Annotated in this window: 19 protein-coding genes and 1 other annotated feature; of the genes, 3 read left to right on the top strand and 16 right to left on the bottom strand. The window is 37.1% G+C overall.

Annotation, left to right across the window (positions count from 1 at the left end):
• Window positions 1–78 precede the first annotated feature (78 nt).
• A complete protein-coding gene (locus tag AC27FM_RS08825; RefSeq protein WP_487087446.1) occupies window positions 79–273 on the top strand; it encodes a DUF3042 family protein in 195 nt (64 codons plus the stop codon).
• An 82-nt stretch (window positions 274–355) separates the two neighbouring features.
• Here AC27FM_RS08825 and AC27FM_RS08820 read toward each other — a convergent pair whose 3' ends face one another.
• The 13 genes from AC27FM_RS08820 to AC27FM_RS08760 all read right to left on the bottom strand — a co-directional run bounded on the left by AC27FM_RS08820 (window position 356) and on the right by AC27FM_RS08760 (window position 12,280).
• The gene (locus AC27FM_RS08820) at window positions 356–760 is read right to left on the bottom strand and encodes a rhodanese-like domain-containing protein (protein ID WP_487087444.1); all 405 of its coding nucleotides are present in this window, start codon (window positions 758–760) and stop codon (window positions 356–358) included.
• 22 nt (window positions 761–782) lie between these two features.
• The gene (locus AC27FM_RS08815) at window positions 783–1,745 is read right to left on the bottom strand and encodes an ROK family glucokinase (protein ID WP_487087443.1); all 963 of its coding nucleotides are present in this window, start codon (window positions 1,743–1,745) and stop codon (window positions 783–785) included.
• Window positions 1,742–1,972, bottom strand: a complete 231-nt coding sequence (locus AC27FM_RS08810; RefSeq protein WP_487087440.1) for a YqgQ family protein — start codon at window positions 1,970–1,972, stop codon at window positions 1,742–1,744. Before AC27FM_RS08810 ends, AC27FM_RS08815 begins: the two co-directional genes overlap by 4 nt.
• Window positions 1,965–2,636, bottom strand: a complete 672-nt coding sequence (locus AC27FM_RS08805; RefSeq protein WP_487087439.1) for a rhomboid family intramembrane serine protease — start codon at window positions 2,634–2,636, stop codon at window positions 1,965–1,967. The genes AC27FM_RS08810 and AC27FM_RS08805 overlap by 8 nt, the downstream gene beginning before the upstream one ends.
• A complete protein-coding gene (locus tag AC27FM_RS08800) occupies window positions 2,636–3,193 on the bottom strand; it encodes a 5-formyltetrahydrofolate cyclo-ligase (protein WP_487087437.1) in 558 nt (185 codons plus the stop codon). Before AC27FM_RS08800 ends, AC27FM_RS08805 begins: the two co-directional genes overlap by 1 nt.
• A 48-nt stretch (window positions 3,194–3,241) precedes the next feature.
• On the bottom strand, window positions 3,242–3,391 hold the full coding sequence (gene rpmG / locus AC27FM_RS08795; RefSeq protein WP_076616028.1) for a 50S ribosomal protein L33: 150 nt from the start codon (window positions 3,389–3,391) through the stop codon (window positions 3,242–3,244).
• 90 nt (window positions 3,392–3,481) lie between these two features.
• On the bottom strand, window positions 3,482–5,581 hold the full coding sequence (locus AC27FM_RS08790; protein WP_487087623.1) for a peptidoglycan D,D-transpeptidase FtsI family protein: 2,100 nt from the start codon (window positions 5,579–5,581) through the stop codon (window positions 3,482–3,484).
• 40 nt (window positions 5,582–5,621) lie between these two features.
• Window positions 5,622–5,918, bottom strand: a complete 297-nt coding sequence (locus AC27FM_RS08785; protein WP_487087434.1) for a HesB/YadR/YfhF family protein — start codon at window positions 5,916–5,918, stop codon at window positions 5,622–5,624.
• Between the two features lie 53 nt (window positions 5,919–5,971).
• On the bottom strand, window positions 5,972–6,448 hold the full coding sequence (gene greA / locus AC27FM_RS08780; RefSeq protein ID WP_487087432.1) for a transcription elongation factor GreA: 477 nt from the start codon (window positions 6,446–6,448) through the stop codon (window positions 5,972–5,974).
• A 99-nt stretch (window positions 6,449–6,547) separates the two neighbouring features.
• Complete coding sequence (gene mltG, locus AC27FM_RS08775) at window positions 6,548–7,696, bottom strand: endolytic transglycosylase MltG (RefSeq protein WP_487087430.1); 1,149 nt, start codon at window positions 7,694–7,696, stop codon at window positions 6,548–6,550.
• 54 nt (window positions 7,697–7,750) lie between these two features.
• Window positions 7,751–10,180 carry a phenylalanine--tRNA ligase subunit beta gene (gene pheT / locus AC27FM_RS08770; RefSeq protein WP_487087428.1) on the bottom strand — a complete coding sequence of 810 codons (2,430 nt, stop codon included), beginning with the start codon at window positions 10,178–10,180 and terminating at the stop codon, window positions 7,751–7,753.
• 4 nt (window positions 10,181–10,184) lie between these two features.
• Window positions 10,185–11,231, bottom strand: a complete 1,047-nt coding sequence (gene pheS, locus AC27FM_RS08765; protein WP_487087426.1) for a phenylalanine--tRNA ligase subunit alpha — start codon at window positions 11,229–11,231, stop codon at window positions 10,185–10,187.
• Between the two features lie 51 nt (window positions 11,232–11,282).
• Window positions 11,283–11,471: a binding site (T-box leader), on the bottom strand.
• A gap of 47 nt (window positions 11,472–11,518) precedes the next feature.
• Window positions 11,519–12,280 carry a TrmH family RNA methyltransferase gene (locus AC27FM_RS08760; RefSeq protein ID WP_487087424.1) on the bottom strand — a complete coding sequence of 254 codons (762 nt, stop codon included), beginning with the start codon at window positions 12,278–12,280 and terminating at the stop codon, window positions 11,519–11,521.
• Window positions 12,281–12,344: 64 nt separating this feature from the next.
• On the opposite strand from AC27FM_RS08760, the gene AC27FM_RS08755 reads away from it, so the two are divergent.
• Window positions 12,345–12,620, top strand: coding sequence for an acylphosphatase (locus AC27FM_RS08755; protein ID WP_487087422.1), 276 nt, complete (start codon window positions 12,345–12,347; stop codon window positions 12,618–12,620).
• 56 nt (window positions 12,621–12,676) lie between these two features.
• The gene (gene yidC, locus AC27FM_RS08750; protein WP_487087420.1) at window positions 12,677–13,684 is read left to right on the top strand and encodes a membrane protein insertase YidC; all 1,008 of its coding nucleotides are present in this window, start codon (window positions 12,677–12,679) and stop codon (window positions 13,682–13,684) included.
• 36 nt (window positions 13,685–13,720) lie between these two features.
• Here the strand turns inward: yidC and AC27FM_RS08745 are convergent, their stop codons facing one another.
• From AC27FM_RS08745 to gndA, 3 genes are all read right to left on the bottom strand, one after another.
• Window positions 13,721–14,794 carry a sensor histidine kinase gene (locus tag AC27FM_RS08745; protein ID WP_487087418.1) on the bottom strand — a complete coding sequence of 358 codons (1,074 nt, stop codon included), beginning with the start codon at window positions 14,792–14,794 and terminating at the stop codon, window positions 13,721–13,723.
• A 29-nt stretch (window positions 14,795–14,823) separates the two neighbouring features.
• A complete protein-coding gene (locus AC27FM_RS08740) occupies window positions 14,824–15,510 on the bottom strand; it encodes a response regulator transcription factor (RefSeq protein WP_487087416.1) in 687 nt (228 codons plus the stop codon).
• Between the two features lie 356 nt (window positions 15,511–15,866).
• Window positions 15,867–17,288 carry an NADP-dependent phosphogluconate dehydrogenase gene (gndA, locus tag AC27FM_RS08735; protein ID WP_487087415.1) on the bottom strand — a complete coding sequence of 474 codons (1,422 nt, stop codon included), beginning with the start codon at window positions 17,286–17,288 and terminating at the stop codon, window positions 15,867–15,869.
• Window positions 17,289–17,347: the final 59 nt, after the last annotated feature.

Here is a 17,347-nt window from a genome sequence, read left to right as displayed (position 1 = left end):
GCCTCTCTACATCGTATTTTATAGATATTTTACAAGAAATAAGCCATAATGAGAATTAAAGATTAGGAGGTATTTATTATGGCAAAAAAACAAAAACACTTTCGTTTTGTAAAAGGGTTCTTGATTGGTTCAGTTACTACGGCAACTGCAGTTTATGGTGCACTTCATGCATTTAAGAAGACTGTTATTGAACCAGAAGATGCTGAAAACGAACGTATTGAAGATAATCGTCGTCGCGCTAACCGTAAGAGTCTTCAAGCTCACCAAGGTTAATAAAGAATCTTATCAATCATAGACTATAAAAAAGGAGACTGCTAATGTCAGTCTCCTTTTTAGTATCTCAAATTCATAGATTTTAAAGTTTAGTAGTTTTTTTAGTCTTTCCTTCCCAATCAGAAAAACGTTCGTCCAACCATTTAACATTCGTAAAGCCCCATTTTTGCATCTTAACAGCTGCACGCACACTGACAGCCTTACGGTCTTCATAAAGGTAAACTGGTAAGTCTGGTCTTAATTCACCTTCATTGTACTTTAATTGAGAATAAGGCAAATTGCGAGCACCTAAAATATGCTTTGAGTCAAAACTTTTTTTCTCTCTTAAATCAACGATTTGAGCCTTTCTCATTGTTGATTCGAATTCTTCTGCGCTGATTGCACCGCCCAGTTTTCTACCTTTGTATTGAAAATAAGCCCATGAGCCAACCCAATAGATTAAGAATCCAATTACAATGATGTACAAAATCGCATTAATAATTTGCATTAATAAAACCCCTTACTAACTTTTAATCAACTTTGATCAACGATGCAGCACCAATGACACCTGCACCATTACCAAGACTTGCTAATCTGACTTCAGTTGAATCCTTGATCGTAGCAAATTCATTGGTACGTACAGCTTTTTCAACCTTGTTCAACAAGAAATCGCCAGCAGCAGAAACTCCGCCACCAATAACGATGTATCTAGGATTCAATGTATTTGCAATATTTGCCAAAGCAAATCCTAATGAATCACAAACATAATCGACAACGATCAACGCTAAGTCATCGCCTGTCTTAGCTAATTCGAACACATCCTTAGCTGAGATATCTTGACCATCATCAAGCATTGCCTTTAATTCTGAACTTCCAGCATATTCAGAAGCGCGGTCACGAGCAACATGAACGATACCAGTTGCGGAAGCGATTGTTTCAAGACAGCCTCTCTTACCACATGTACACATGAAGCCATGTGGGTCTACTGTGATATGTCCAATTTCACCAGCGGCTCCGTTAGCACCGTGAAGTAATTGGCCGTTAGCGATTACACCACCACCAACACCAGTTCCAAGAGTAACAAAAACAACATCGTTAGCGTTGTTACCTGCACCCTTCCATCTCTCACCAAGAGCAGCGACATTAGCGTCATTTTCGATTGTTACAGGAATACCTGTACCCGCTTCAATATCACGCACTGGATAAACAGAATCAGTCCAATTAAGGTTAAACGCTCCCTTGATCGTACCTTCTTCAATATTGATCGTACCCGGTGAGCCTAAGCCAATACCACTGAATTGATCAGCATTCATATCATACATCTTAATATGATGGTTAATAGAATCAATAATATCAGGAATAATTAATTGACCATCGGATAGAATATTTGTTTCAATACTCCACTTTTGTTGAATATCTCCTTCAGTAGTTAAAATTGCAAATTTAATTGTTGTACCACCTAGGTCAACACCGATTAATTTCTTATCTGTCACTTTGATCTGTCCTTTTCTTTTTTCTCTTCTTTTCTGTGCTCGGCCTTCAAGACCATTTGAGCGTTAATAAATGCTTTTTTTTCAATCATTCCATTTTCGTACAATCGTTTCACCTCAATCGACATCAATTCAATATCCCACATCCGCTTACCTAAGTGTACGTAAGTACCGAATTTTTTGAGTAATTGTTGTACGTCATAGAGGGTTCTAAAACTCATATCATCCATAAACTATCATACCCTTTATATACATATAATAAGAAATAACAGCAACGACTACTAGAACAAGTATTCTAATAATCATTTTTGGACGTTTTATCCCAGGTAATCCTAGTGCAAGTCCAACTAGAAAACCGCCAATGGCTCCACCAACGTGTCCCCAAATATCGATTCCTGACATTGTTAAATCAAGGATCAAGTTGATGACGATCAATCCAAGGAAGCTCTTGCCTAATTCTGACAAAAAACGATTTTCTTTGTAGATAACTGCTAAAGCGAGAAATGCAGCAAACATCCCAAACAGGGAAGTACTAGCACCTGCAGAAATAACATTGCTTGATCCAAATGCAAAACTTGCTAGATTTCCCATTATTCCACTAATGAAGTAAATAATAAGAAACCTAACATGTCCTACCATCGGCTCTAGAATCTGACCAACATAGTAAATTGTGAAGCCATTCATCATAATATGCAATACACCAATGTGAACAAACATTGGCGTGATAAGTCGCCACCATTGTCCTTCTTGTACTAGACCATTGACTTTAGCACCGAATACCAACAGTGTATTAATATTTTGTGAACCACCTGAAATCGTCTCTGCGACAAAAATACCAAGTGTAATAATTAATAGCGTCCAAGTTACATATGGTTTCTCTTGTTGATAATTCATTATACGTCCTTTGATACTGAGATAATTTGGTCAATCGGCTTGTCCAAAACATAGACTGGCCACTGTGTCTGTAAATAATACTGACGTGACAATGCCAGTGCAACGGTTTTTGTTGGGTATTGTGATAAATAACGATCATAATATCCAGCCCCAAAGCCTAATCGTGCTTTCTTGTCTTCAGAAAAAGCTAATCCCGGCGCAATGATCAAGTCGGGGGGATTCATAACATTAAGTTGATAATCCTTAGGTTCTCTAACACCAAAGGAACTAGTCTCTAGTTCCGTATCCTTGGTATATTGAACAAAGGTCATCGAATAATCTTTGAATGTTTTAGGAATATAGACTTCTTTTCCTAGATCCCAGCACTCTTTGATAATCGGGAACGTCGGAATTTCAGTCCCCATACTCAAAGTGATACCAATACTCTTTGCGGATTTAAATCCATTATCATTAAAAAGTTTAAGATAAACTTCGTTTATTTCTTTTTGTGCTTGATCTGACTTCATGAATTCCTCCATGATGTCGATCTGTTTTTTTCTGAAGCTGACTTTATCCAAAAGTTACCTCCCTAGTAAAAAAAAACAACAGGAATTTTAACCTGTTGTTTATTTTGTTTCGCGATGCAATGTAACAACACGCTCACGTGGGCAATATTTTTTAAGTTCTAGACGATCAGGGCTGTTACGTTTGCTTTTGTTTGTTAGATATGTACGTTCATGGCATGATGTACATTCCATAGTTATATTTACTCTCATGTTTGGAACATCCTTTCATAAAATCCTTACTAAAATTCAACTAGTCAAATATACCATTATTACCAACTTTTTTAAAGTGTTAATTTAAGATTAATCTTGACCAGTCAACTTATAATAATCTGTATAAATCTGTTTGGCAAGTAATTGTGGGTAACTACCCGTCTCACTCGTTAGGTTTGGAAATACGATCGCCATAGCAATATTAGGGTCTTCGTATGGTCCAAATGAAACCAAACTAGTTGTAATTGTTTCTGGTGGATCCTGATTATTAGGATCGTCAGGATTATAGTAGAACGATTGGGCAGTACCAGTCTTAGCGGCAACTGAAGGACTTAAGTCCTTCAATCTTGTAGCGGTCGTCCATGCATCTGTTCCGTGAACAGCGGCGTACATACCCTTTCTAACAACGTTCAATTCAGACTGAGTGAAATCAACCTTGTTTAGGATCGAAGGGCTCGTAACCGACTCTAGTGCACCCTTTGAACCATCATTCTTAGTTTTTTGAATAGATTGAACGATATATGGCTTCAATCTATAACCACCATTAGCAATCGTAGAAATATATTGTGCCATTTCAATCAGTGTGTATGAATCGTAGTTACCATAGGACAAATCCAGTGCTGAACCCGTCTTCAACAGACCTTGACTATTTTTTATGGTACCTTCAATACCGGCAGTTTCACCAGAAATGTCAATACCGGTTTTAACACCTAAACCAAATTGATTAAAGTAGCCTCTCATTTTTGAGAAAATATCAGGATCCATGACCATTGATACCTCAGGAACATATTTAGCGTTGGCTTCTTTCATTGCCAATGCCATCATATACTCATTAGAAGATACCTCTAGAGCTTTTTCGGCGTTCATACTGCTATAAGTACCAATTGGATAGACTGACTTCTTAACGGCACTACCTGGCAAATAAACTGGATTATCAGCTAAAACATTATTAGTTGGTGTGATAACTCCATCCATCAAAGCTCCAAGAACAGTAGCACCCTTAACGGCAGAACCCATAACGAAAGTTCTGTTGATAACGCCTAAGGCATCCTCACTAGTCTTACCAGTCTGAGGGTTATTTCTGATACCAGCCATTGCTAAAATGGCACCCGTCTTAGGATTCTCTATCACAACATAGGCACCATCGGAGTATTGCGTGATACCAGCAGCTTGGGCAGAACTATACTGTGTCTCTAAGGCACTTTGAACTTTTTTCTGGAACTTGGAGTCAATCGTCAAATTAAGATTGCCACCTTTTTGTCCCTTATAAATCAGCTTGCTCTGCTTGATTTGGTTGTTGGATCCTATCTGAACTTCACGCTGACTCTTCGTACCTGAAAGAATTGTTTCATAACTCTTTTCCAGGTAACTAGTACCAACACGGTCATTACGAGAATATCCGTAGGCTAACATCGTATTAAGCTCATCGTCTGGAATACCTTGTTGCTCAGTTGACACTCCACCGATGATACTTGCAATCGACTTACCTTGTGGATATTCACGATTCCAGTTAGTACCAACACTGATACCAGGTAGTTCCGTCAGATGTTCACTAACTTCAGCGATTTCTCTAGAAGTTAAGTTTTTATCTTTTAAGAATACCGTCGAAAGAGAATATGCCGCGCTCATTTTTTTAAATAACGTAGCCTTTGATTTCTCTTCGTCACTCAGGTGAATTCCCATTTTATTAAGGTACTTGATTTCATTATTGTAAATTTGAGTATTAGACAAAGAATCTCCATTCGAATCTACACGATCTGACTTAGGCATTTGCTTTGCAACTTTAGCTTCCTTACCGGGAGCAGACAAAATATAATCTGCCATGTCACGATTTGATAATGTTTCCTTTTCGATCGAAACATATTTCGTTAATCGATTAACGATCGTATAAATATCGCTGGCTTTGACTCCAGAACTCTTTGTATAAGTAATTGCATTTTCTGTCGAGTTACCTACTAATAAGCGACCTTTTGAGTCATAAATCATCCCACGCGGTACGCTTCCTGTCATTACTGTCTTATCTGTGCGATCTACTTCAGCCTCAAACTTACCACCGTAAACGATCTGTAAATATGCCAACTGTGCAACTAGTAGAGCAAACAATGCAAAGACAATAAAAAAAAGCAGGTTTAGTCGAAATGGGATAGTAGACTTAGCTTGACTACCTGTTCTTTTCTTTATTATATCCAGTACTCTTCTCATAGGTTTCCCTTCAAAATACTATAAAGCATTATTCATTAGATTTAAAAATATACTTTGGTCCATCAATGTCAGGATCATACTCTACTAATAGATCATAACGGGCAAAAAACCATGTATCACCATCAGTAATGTAATATGTGATTCCATCAATGACTGTACTGGACTCAGGTTTTACTGGTTTTTCCTTACGCATTGCGATTGAAAATCCCTCATGAACCATTGTCTTTCCGTATACCTTACCATAGAAATGTACACCATCACCGGGTACCAAGTCCATCTCATTTTTGAACCAATTGTGTGCTTTTTCTGTTAATTCAATCTTCATTACTTGTTCACCTCATTTAAAGTCTGAGATAAACATAGCAGAAACCGGTTGCATTATGCAACTTCTACGGCTTTGATTGTGATTTCGTAACTTCCAACTGGTGTATCAACCGTAACGACATCCCCGATATGTTTACCCATCAATGCCTTAGCGATTGGTGAATCATTTGAGATCTTGCCACTGTCAGGATCAGATTCAGCCGATCCAACGATAGTGTATTCATCAGGATCTTCGCCGTCTTCTTGAACGGTTACTTTTTTACCAACAGAAACCTCATCATGTGCAATGTCATCTGTATCTATAACATCTGCATATTGTAGCATTTCAGTAACTTGTGAAATACGTGATTCAACTATACTTTGTTCATCTTTGGCTGAAGAATATTCAGAGTTTTCTGACAAGTCGCCAAAACCTCTGGCGATTTTAATACGATTGATAACTTCTGGACGTTTAACTTTCTTTAAATCTTCCAGTTCTTCTTCTAACTTTGTCTTACCTTCTGCTGTCATTTGGTAACTTTTTTCTGCCATTATTAAAATCCTCGCTTTTTTTATAATCTTTATTATTAATCTCAAAATGTCATCTAACCGTTAGATTAGATGACATTTGCCATTATATACAATTTTCAGCTATTGTCCTAGAGAAGAATTCTTAGCCTCATGCTCATCAAGAGTATGTGAATAATAAACTTTTCCAGTCTTCAAGTCAGCAACAAAGTACAAGTAATTCTGATCTCTATCTGATGGATTTAAGACTGCCTCAATCGATTGTAAACTAGGTTGATTGAATGGTCCAGGACCATAACCAGCATTCTTATATAAGTTATACGGTGACTTCACACTCGTATCTTTATTACTAAGCTTAGTCTTATGTGTGTTCAGCGCATACATTACCGAAATATCTGATTGAATTGGCATATCAATATCTAGTCGATTAAAGAATACTCCTGCAATCTTCTTACGGTCTTTATTTGTCACACCTTCACGTTCAACCAATGAAGCTAGCGTTAGAACCTCTTGGACAGAGAGCCCCTTTTCTTTTATAGATGCAAAATAAGGCGTCATTTCTTCATTTTCTTTTTGAACCATTTGGTTAACTAATTCTTTTAATGTTAAGCCTTTGTATACTCCATAAGTTGCAGGGAATAAATATCCTTCTAGATGGTATCTGACGTTTTCCTTTTTCATAGTTGAGTTCAACAACTGCGGATATTTATCTTGAAGTGATTTGAGATAACTCTTATCCTTCATCAACTTCAAGAAGTCTTTCTTCTTAAAGTTAGTACTCTTTTGAATTTGATCACCAATTTGGTCAATGGTTACACCTTCACGTACTAAGACGGTATCCGCTGCCGTTCCAGTGGGCTCAGAACTCCCACCCTTTTGCAACTGCTTAACAATGTCACTTAATGGCATTGATTGTTTAAATGTATAATAACCAGCTTGGAAATCAGTATAATTCTGAGCTTTGATATAAAAATTAAAGACGGTTGCACTCTTGATAACCTTATCTTGTTCTAGTTTTTTAGCAATTTGCTTACTAGAAGAACCGATCGGAATCTTAACAACAACATCTGACTTACTGCTAGAGTCATACGGCTGCAAAGAGCTATTGACGTAGTTAAAACCGATAATAGCTACAACGACCGCCAGTACGGCGATAACCCCAACAATCCAGTAAGCAATATGATTAGCGACTGAACGCTCCTTAGCACGAGTCTCAATTTTTTCTTCAGACTCTTGTTTTAATGCTTCTTTTTTTTCATCCTTTTGGCTCAAGACACAGCCTCCCGAGTTAATTTAATTAGAATTATACCATTAGTTTGAACCCAATTATCTAATTTCAACATTAAATTTTTGAATCAAACTTTCCTTGACAACATCGAATGCCTTCTCAACAGTGTCATCTGTTAACGTATCTTCAAGATTCTGGAACACTAAATGATAACCTAATGATTTGTGATTAGATTTAATATTCACACCTTGATAGACGTCGAAGATATTAACTTCTGTCAGATACTCACCACCGTTAGCGAAAATATCACTCACGATCGATCCGCTTTCGATGTCCTTATCAACTAAAATAGCTAAGTCACGACTGATACTTGGATACTTCGGAGCAGCCTTAGCTTGCACATTGCGTTTTTCCAATCCAAATAATCTGTCGACGTTTAATTCAAAGACAAATGTTTCATCAATATTGTGTTCTTTTTGGTAGTCTGGATGTAGTTTACCAATAAAACCAATAGATTGTCCATCTGCTATTATTTCAGCTGTCTGGCCAGGATGCAAATTCGATATTTTATCCGTTGCCTTGTATTCAAAGTTCGTATCAACATTAGTCAATGATAACAACTCTTCAACAATACCTTTTACGTCATAAAAATCAACTTTTTTAGAATCAGTATTCCAAGTATCCATCCGAATATTGCCACTAACTGCGCCTGAAATATATTCGATTTCTTCTGGACGATCGACGCCATTTGCACGATCAAAAATTCTAGCTTGTTCAAAGATACTGAGATCATTATTATTTCTGGCTTGGTTATAGGCAACATTATTGACCAATCCAGGAATCAAACTGGTTCTCAAATATTCATGATCTTCCGTCATAGGATGCAATAGTTTAGTGTAATTGGTGTCGATTACGTTGAAGTCTTCAGACTCTTTCTTGTTCATCAATGAGAAGTTAGTTACTTCGTCCATTCCTTGACCTAACAAAACATTGCGTAACTTATTACTGAATTCACGTTTTGGAGAATATCCACCAGATGTTTCCATTCCTGATGGTAACGTACCTTTGAGATTTTCGTAACCATAAATACGAATTACTTCTTCGACAAGGTCAGCCTCGATACTCATATCCCAACGTCTTGTAGGAATAGTGACCGTAACGTCATCACCATCCAACTCAGTTTCAAAACCAAGTCGATCAAAGATATTCAAAATTTCATCAGCCGAAAGTTCAAGACCCATCAAGTGGTTAATATGAGAAATTCTTCCCTTAATAATCGTAGGTTTGGCTTTAGTTTCAGTTCCAATTAATTCGTCAGAAATTTCACTTGCATGTGCATTTTCATCGACCAGTTGTGTTACTCGTAATAGGGCTTCTGAAACGGCTCCGTTATCAATACCCTTTTCAAATCTATTCGAGGCATCACCACGTAAGTCATGTCTTTGAGCGGCTTTACGAACAGTAGAACCATCATAAACGGCACTTTCAAGGACGATATTTTTAGTTTCACTGGTAACACGTGCACTGATACTTCCCGCAACACCTGCTAATCCTAAGATTTGATCTCCTGCTGCCACAACGAGGTCATTTTTATTTAAGATAGTATTAGTATTTTTATCGTCATCTTCGTTGTTCAACTCAGTTGAGAACTTCTCACCTGATCGAGCGTTACGAACCGTAATATTTTTTTCTTGTAATTTATCAAGGTCATAGGCTTGGATAGGTTGACCATATTCGATCATGACATAATTTGCGGCATCAATAATATTGTTCACCGGTTGAATATTTTGATTCCATAAACGACGTTGCATCCAGAGTGGACTTTCTCCGACAGTGACATCCTTGATAGTTCTAACTAAAAAGTCAGGCACTAACTCTTTATTCTCGACGTCAATTGTCAAATCATTCGAATCGACCACTTTTGTTTCATCGATCTTAGGAGCAGTGAACTTAGGCTTTTCATCGTAAGTTGCACCGATTTCCCAAGCGGCACCACGCATACCGAGAGTATCGGCACGATTGGGTGTGATATCAAGATCAACCATATCATCATTCAAACCGAGGACTTCAAGTGCGTCTGTACCGGGAGTGATCGGTTCAGAAAATACATAAATACCATTCTGGTAAGCTGCAGGTACATATTTTGAAGGAACACCAATTTCATCTAATCCACAGATCATCCCATTTGATTCTTGACCACGTATCTTTCCACGTTTGATACGCTTGCCTTCAGGTAAGCGCGCATTGTGCAAAGCAACGATAACATACTGGTCATTGGCAACATTAGGAGCACCACAAACAATCTGTACATCCTCATCTTGACCAATATCGACAGTAGTTACATTCAAATGGTCTGAATCTGGATGCGACTTAATGCTAGTAATATGACCTACAACTAACTTGTCTAATCCCTCACCATTGTGAACTGGGCTTGATTCAATACCTGTCAATGAGACTTTATTTGCCATCTCATCAACACTATGTGTAACGGGGATGAACTCTTTTAACCAATTAACGGAAATTTTCATTATTTTAATTTACTCCTTTGAATTGTTCTAGGAATCTTACGTCATTTAAGTAGAAATCACGAATATCATTGATTCCATACTTCAACATAGCGAATCTTTCAGGTCCAAGACCAAAAGCAAAACCACTATAAACGGTTGAATCAATACCTGACATTTCTAGAACATTAGGATGACTTAATCCAGCACCTAAAACTTCGATCCAGCCAGTATATTTACAGATTCGGCATCCTTTACCGCCACAGTTGAAACATGACACGTCAACTTCAACACTTGGTTCGGTAAATGGGAAGTAACTAGGGCGGAAACGAATTTCACGTTCTGGACCAAAGACGTGGCGACATAGTGCTTCCAGCGTTCCCTTTAAGTCTGCCATCGAAATATTCTTATCTACGACCAATCCTTCAATTTGATGGAATTGATGTGAGTGCGTTGCATCATCATCATCACGACGATATACGACGCCGGGTGAGATAACCTTCAAAGGTCCCTTAGAAAAGTCATGTGACTCCATATCCCGACCCTCTTGAGCTGATGTTTGAGTACGCATCAATAATTCATCTGTCAAATAAAAAGTATCTTGCATATCACGTGCAGGGTGATTTTGTGGGATATTTAAACGCTCAAAATTGTAATGATCTTCTTCGACTTCATGACCTGAATCCACTCGATAACCAAGGCCAATGAAGAACTCTTCGATGTCTTCGATCGTTTGATTCAAGATATGCTCAGTCCCATACTTGTGGGGTTGCGCAGGTAAAGTAACATCGATCGTTTCTTCCTCTAGTTGTTTGGCGACCATTTTTTTATTCAATTCTTCCATTTTTTCTTCAATGGCGATTTGAATATCCTTTTTTACATTATTTGCCAGCGTACCGATTTCAGGACGTTCTTCAACTGGAACATCTTTCATTCCACGGAGTGCTTTAGTAATTGGTCCCTTCTTACCTAATAAATTGACCCTTAGATCATTTAATTCTTGCATTCTTTCAGCACGTTTGGCATCAGCAATACCACTCGCACGCAAATCTTTTAATTTATCATTCAATGACATCTGCTAGTTCCTCCTAAAATAACTCTTAAACAAAAAAAGTCCTCGTTCCAAAAAAGGGACGAGGACTCGCGGTACCACCCTAGTTCACGCTAAAAAAGCATGCACTCAAGGGTTTTATATAGTAAACCAAGCATTTAAAACTCAGAAAGTGAATTCATTATTTTATTTGTTAGGCCTTCTCAGCAAACGACCTTTTCTGAAACAAATTCGATAATTACTATTTTTCGTCAAAGTTTTACATTTATTTATACTTTCGATTATACAAAAATTGAAAAGTTTAGCAAGCCTTAAATAGTTTTTAAGCCATACATCAAAACTCCGGCTGCAACTGCAACATTAAGTGATTCGGCTTTTCCAAGAATAGGTATATAAATATTTTGGTCAGTAACGGACAAAACATCCTCATCCAATCCATGTGCCTCATTTCCCATGATAAGTACGAAGTCATCTGTTTTGGTTAATTTATTGTATGGCATAGCATTATGATTCACTTCTGAACCATAAACTTTCAATCCAGATTTTTTGGCAATCTCGATTGATTTATTTAGATCCATCCGATAGATCGGCAAGTGGAATTGGCTTCCTTGCATAGATCTCTGTACCTTAGGTTGATAAAAATCTGCAGAATTCAAGCTAGTAACTACACCAGCATAACCAGCTGCATCAGCTGTACGTACTATTGTACCAACGTTACCGGGATCTTGTACATCATCTAAAATAATCCATTGACCCTTCATCTCAGTTAATTCATCGTTAGCTTGAATCTTGATGACTGCAAAAATTCCTTGTGGAGTTTTGGTATCTGACAATGATTGAGCAACATCTTCAGAAATACCTGTTGCAACATCATGATATTTTTTAACTAGACGATCATTTTCATTTTTTTCAGTAACTAGTAGTTTAACGATTCTCTGGTCATTGGCATCAGCTTCACGAACTAAATGAAAGCCCTCAATCAAGTAAGTGCCAGTTTTTTTAATGTATTTTGTAGAAGATAGTTTAGCTAATTGTTTGATTTCGTCATTTTTTTTCGATTCAATATATTTCATTAAATTCATCCCTCTTATTTTCTATTATATAATGTTAACATATTCAAAGATTGAGGTGATATGTATGAAACATCTTTCTATTAATGTTTCAGGATTGGTTCAAGGTGTCGGTTTTCGTTACTCGGTTGTTCAACTCGCTAACGAATTAGATATCGTTGGTACAGTCAGAAACGAAATAGACGGATCAGTATCGATCGAAGCTGAAGCTGATGAACGTATTTTATATATTTTTTTAAGTAAAGTAAAAGCTTCGCCTTCACCCTTTGGCAGAGTTGATAAAATGGACTATACTTTTTCCGATGACGTGAAATCTTATAGAAAATTCACTGTCATTGGTTGAAACGTCAATTAACTTAACGTATATTACTTTTATATGACTAAAAGGGTGGTTTATAAGTGAATAAAAAAATTGTCAAATATATTTCAGTGCTATCACTTGCGATAGTGCTGGCCTTAGTAGTTACTGGTTGTGCTCAACAAACCGGTGCTAATTTACATGCACCGACTAGTGGACCATACAGTGTAATCTACAAGTGGATCGGTACTCCGTTCCAAAATATGATTTTAGCTACTGCTAAAATCATCGGTGGTACTAACGGTTACGCTTGGGGTATCGTCATCATCTCCTTCGTAGTTAGATTGCTACTATTACCGCTTTCCTTGAATCAACAATACAAATCAACAGCTCAACAAGAAAAAATGCGTGCCGTTCAGCCACAGTTGAAATTAATCCAAGAAAAGCAAAAAAAAGCTAAGGATCCTGAAACACAACAAAGAATCAGTGCCTTAATGATGGAAGTCTACAAAAAGAACAACTTGAGTTTAACAGGTGGTTTAGGCTGTTTACCACTACTTCTTCAAATGCCTGTCTTGATCGGTATTTATCAAGCCGTGCAATATTCAAAAGAAATTGGTAGTGCTACTTTCTGGTCGATTCCACTTGGTCATTCAAGTATGGTCATTACGATTGTTGCCACATTGTTCTACGTTGTCCAAGGCTTCATGTCACTTCAAATAGTCCCTCAAGAACAACGAAAGCAAATGCAAACTATGCTGTGGATGAGTCCATTGATGACATTCTTCATTTCAGTAGTTTCGTCAGCAGCTCTAGCATTGTACTTCTTGGTTGGTGGTGTCGTAATCGTAATTCAACAAGTAATTACAAATTACATTATCATGCCTAAGATAAAACGTGAAGCAGATGAACGTCTGAAGAAAAACCCAGTTACTGTTGTTGTAACTGAAGAATCTCTGAATAAGATTCTAGGTTCACAAAGCTCTTCAAATAGTTCTAATAATAGCGCGGCATCTAACAACAATGAAGATGACGATGATGATTCAAAGAACTTGCACAAGAATATCCGTGAACTAAATAAGGGTAAACAAAATATACATAAGAAATAATAAAAAGTACTCCGATTTTGAAATTCGGAGTACTTTTTATTTGTCATCATTTTTATTTTTTTTGGAGTTAGTCTTACTATCATCACTAGCGTCATTATGTGCTTGAGCTAATGGCAATTCGATCCTAAAAACAGTTCCAGATCCAACGACACTTTCAACTTCTAACGTACCGTGATATATCTCAATCAATCTTTTGGCAATAGACAGTCCTAAACCGTTCCCTCCACGTTTTCTGGAGCGTGCCTTGTCAACTCTGTAGAAACGATTGAAAATTCGTTTGAGGTCATTTTTAGAGATTCCTAAGCCATAATCTTGAACGGCAATCTCTAGCAAGGTCGAATTAGTCGATGCAGATAAACTGATTTCTTTTCGATCTGTTGAATATTTGAAAGCATTGTCTAATAAAATAACTAGAACTTGCTCTAAATGATTCCGGTAAATCTTAACAACGCTACCATCACGAATATCATCATCAAAGTTGATGACAAAATCAGAATGTAACATCTTAAAATCATTGTAAACTTGTGTAAACAATGGCTTTACTTCCGTTGTCTGATCTAGATAGTCACTGTCGATCTGTTCAACTCTAGTTAAATCAAGCATTTCCTGAATCAATGATTGCATACGTTTCAATTCTTGTAATGAAGAATTGATCGAGTCATTCAAGACCTCAGGATCATCCTTACCCCAACGCTGTAACATGCTCAAATGTCCTTCAAGTACTGCAACGGGAGTTCTCAACTCATGTGACACATCCTCAACAAACTCTTTTTGTTGATTAGTATATGCCTGCATGCGATCGAGCATTTTATTGATATTAACAGTCAGATCATAGATTTCATCATTACGTTTACGAATCTTGATACGAGAGTCCGAATCAGGCTTCTTGTTAAGATCATCGATCGTCTTGTTGATGACCTTAATGTTCTTTAACACTTGTGTGACTGCAAAATAACTGACTACCACCCCTATAACAAATACAATGATCCCAGCAATTATGAGTCGTACTTTAAACGCGTGGATTACACTCGGTGTAGCAATACTATCAACTGTATTCATAGCTATCGCAGCAACCGCAATATATGCTAACAAGATGATAATAGAAATCATTGCGGTCCATTTAAATCTGATCGAGGTTCTCATCGTCTCATCACGTATCCTTTACCACGAACAGTTGAGATATAGCTTGGTGCTCCACCACGGTCGATCTTGTTTCTCAAGTACTTGATATAAACATCGACAACATTTGTTTCAGTGCTGCTGCCGGTCCCCCAGACACGCTCTAACAAGTCATCACGACTCAAGACTGTGCCAACATTTTCCATCAAAGCACTCAATAGATCATATTCACGTCTAGTCAAGTCAATCACTTCACCATTACGTTTTAATGTTTGAGTAGTCTTATCGATCACTAGATTCTTGTATTTCAAAACTTGATCGTTGTTACGAGTAACATCGATATCCAAGTCGATACGTCTTAACAATGCCCGAATTCGCGCTAATAATTCCTCAATCGCAAAAGGCTTGACGATATAATCATCAGCACCGTGATCTAATCCAGATACACGATCGATAATTGAATCTCGTGCAGTCATCATAATAATTGGCGTATTCTTCTCTTGACGAATACGACGACAAACTTCGATTCCGTTCAACTCTGGAAGCATTAGATCAAGCAAAATCAAATCCCATTCCTCATTCAATGCAGCATCAAGGCCAGTTCGACCATCTCGTTCAACACTAACATCATAGTTTTCATGCTGAAGTTCTAGTTGAACAAATTTGGCCATGTTTTCTTCATCTTCAATAACCAGTATCTTAGCCATACCATTCTCCCGTATATTAAATTTTTTTAATTATCACTTAATACATTAAGTGGATTGTGCCCTCTATAGGCAATGCACTAATGATTTTAACATATAGCAAAAATTAAAAGAAGACAAGTTTTTTATTTTGATATGAAAAATTATACGATATTCTCTAATTTCTTTGTTAAATTAGAGAATATTTTACGAAGTGAATCTTTCTTTAATTGTTAAAATACCTGTGAAATTACAGGTTTTTTAATACATTTTCCCAAAATAAAAAGAGCCCTGCTATCGAACAAAAAAATCGACAACTGGACTCTTATTATTTTTTGTGACACTTACGATACAAATAATTTTTTATATTTATTTAAAAATTATTGTTCTTCGTACCAAGAATAGTGGAAAATTCCTGGCTTATCAGTTCTTTCGTACGTATGTGCTCCGAAGTAATCTCTTTGAGCTTGTACTAAGTTGGCTGGTAATACTTCTGAACGATATTGATCGTAATACGTTACAGCTGACATGAAGCCAGCAATAGGAATTCCTGCTTGTACAGCATAACTTACAACGTCACGAACAGCAGCTTGATATTGACCAACGATATTCTTAAAGTAATCATCTAACAATAAGTTATCAAGTTTATCATCCTTATCATATGCGTCTGTGATCTTTTGTAGGAATTGAGCACGGATGATACAACCAGCACGCCAGATTTGTGCAATTTCACCGTATTGTAAGTCCCAGTCATAGTGATCTGATGCAGCTTTCATTTGGGCAAATCCTTGAGCATAACTCATGATTTTACTGAAGTACAAAGCCTTACGGATCTTTTCAACTAATTCATCAACATTTACATCTGGTTTAGATACAGGACCTGACAAGACCTTGCTTGCCTTAACACGTTCATCTTTATATGCAGAAATATAACGTGAATAAACAGCTTCAGTGATAAGTGATTGAGGAACACCAAGCTCAAGCGCACTTTGTGAACTCCACTTACCAGTACCTTTGTTACCAGCTTTATCCATGATTTTATTTACAATAAAGTCATCGGTACCTTCGTCGTCTTTTCTTGTCAAAATTTCAGCAGTGATCTCAATTAAATAACTTGAAAGTTCACCCTTGTTCCAGTCATTGAATACGTCAGCAACTTTGTTCAAATCATTGTTGTACAAATGCTTCAACAAGTTGAAACTTTCAGAAATCAATTCCATATCACCATATTCAATACCATTATGAACCATCTTTACATAGTGACCAGCACCATTGGGTCCAATATATGATACACATGGGGCACCATCTTCATCTGCTTTTGCAGAAATTTGTTCCAAAATTGGAGCAACTAAGTCATAAGCTTCTTTTTGACCGCCTGGCATCAATGAAGGTCCTTGCAAAGCACCTAATTCACCACCAGATACACCCATTCCGATGAAGTTAATACCTGATTCATCAAGACGTTTGTTTCTTGCAATAGTATCTTCAAAGAATGTATTACCACCATCAATCAGGACGTCTCCTTTATCAAGCAAAGGAATCAGTTCGTTGATAACAGCATCTGTACCAGCTCCGGCCTTCACCATCATAAGAATACGACGAGGTTTTTCAAGTGAATCTACGAAATCCTCAATTGTATAACTTGGATATAATTTTTTATCAGGATGTTCCTTAACAACAGCTTCAGTCTTTGAACCAGTTCTGTTAAAAATTGCAACATCATAACCACGGCTTTCAATATTTAGGGCTAAGTTCTTACCCATAACAGCCATACCAATAACACCAATTTGTGGTTTTGCCATACTTTTACCTCCAACTTTTATTACATAACATAAATATCATAACAAAAAAATAAAAAAGA

This window comes from Companilactobacillus sp. y65-5, assembly GCF_057541095.1.
This window is presented reverse-complemented; position numbering and strand designations above follow the sequence as displayed.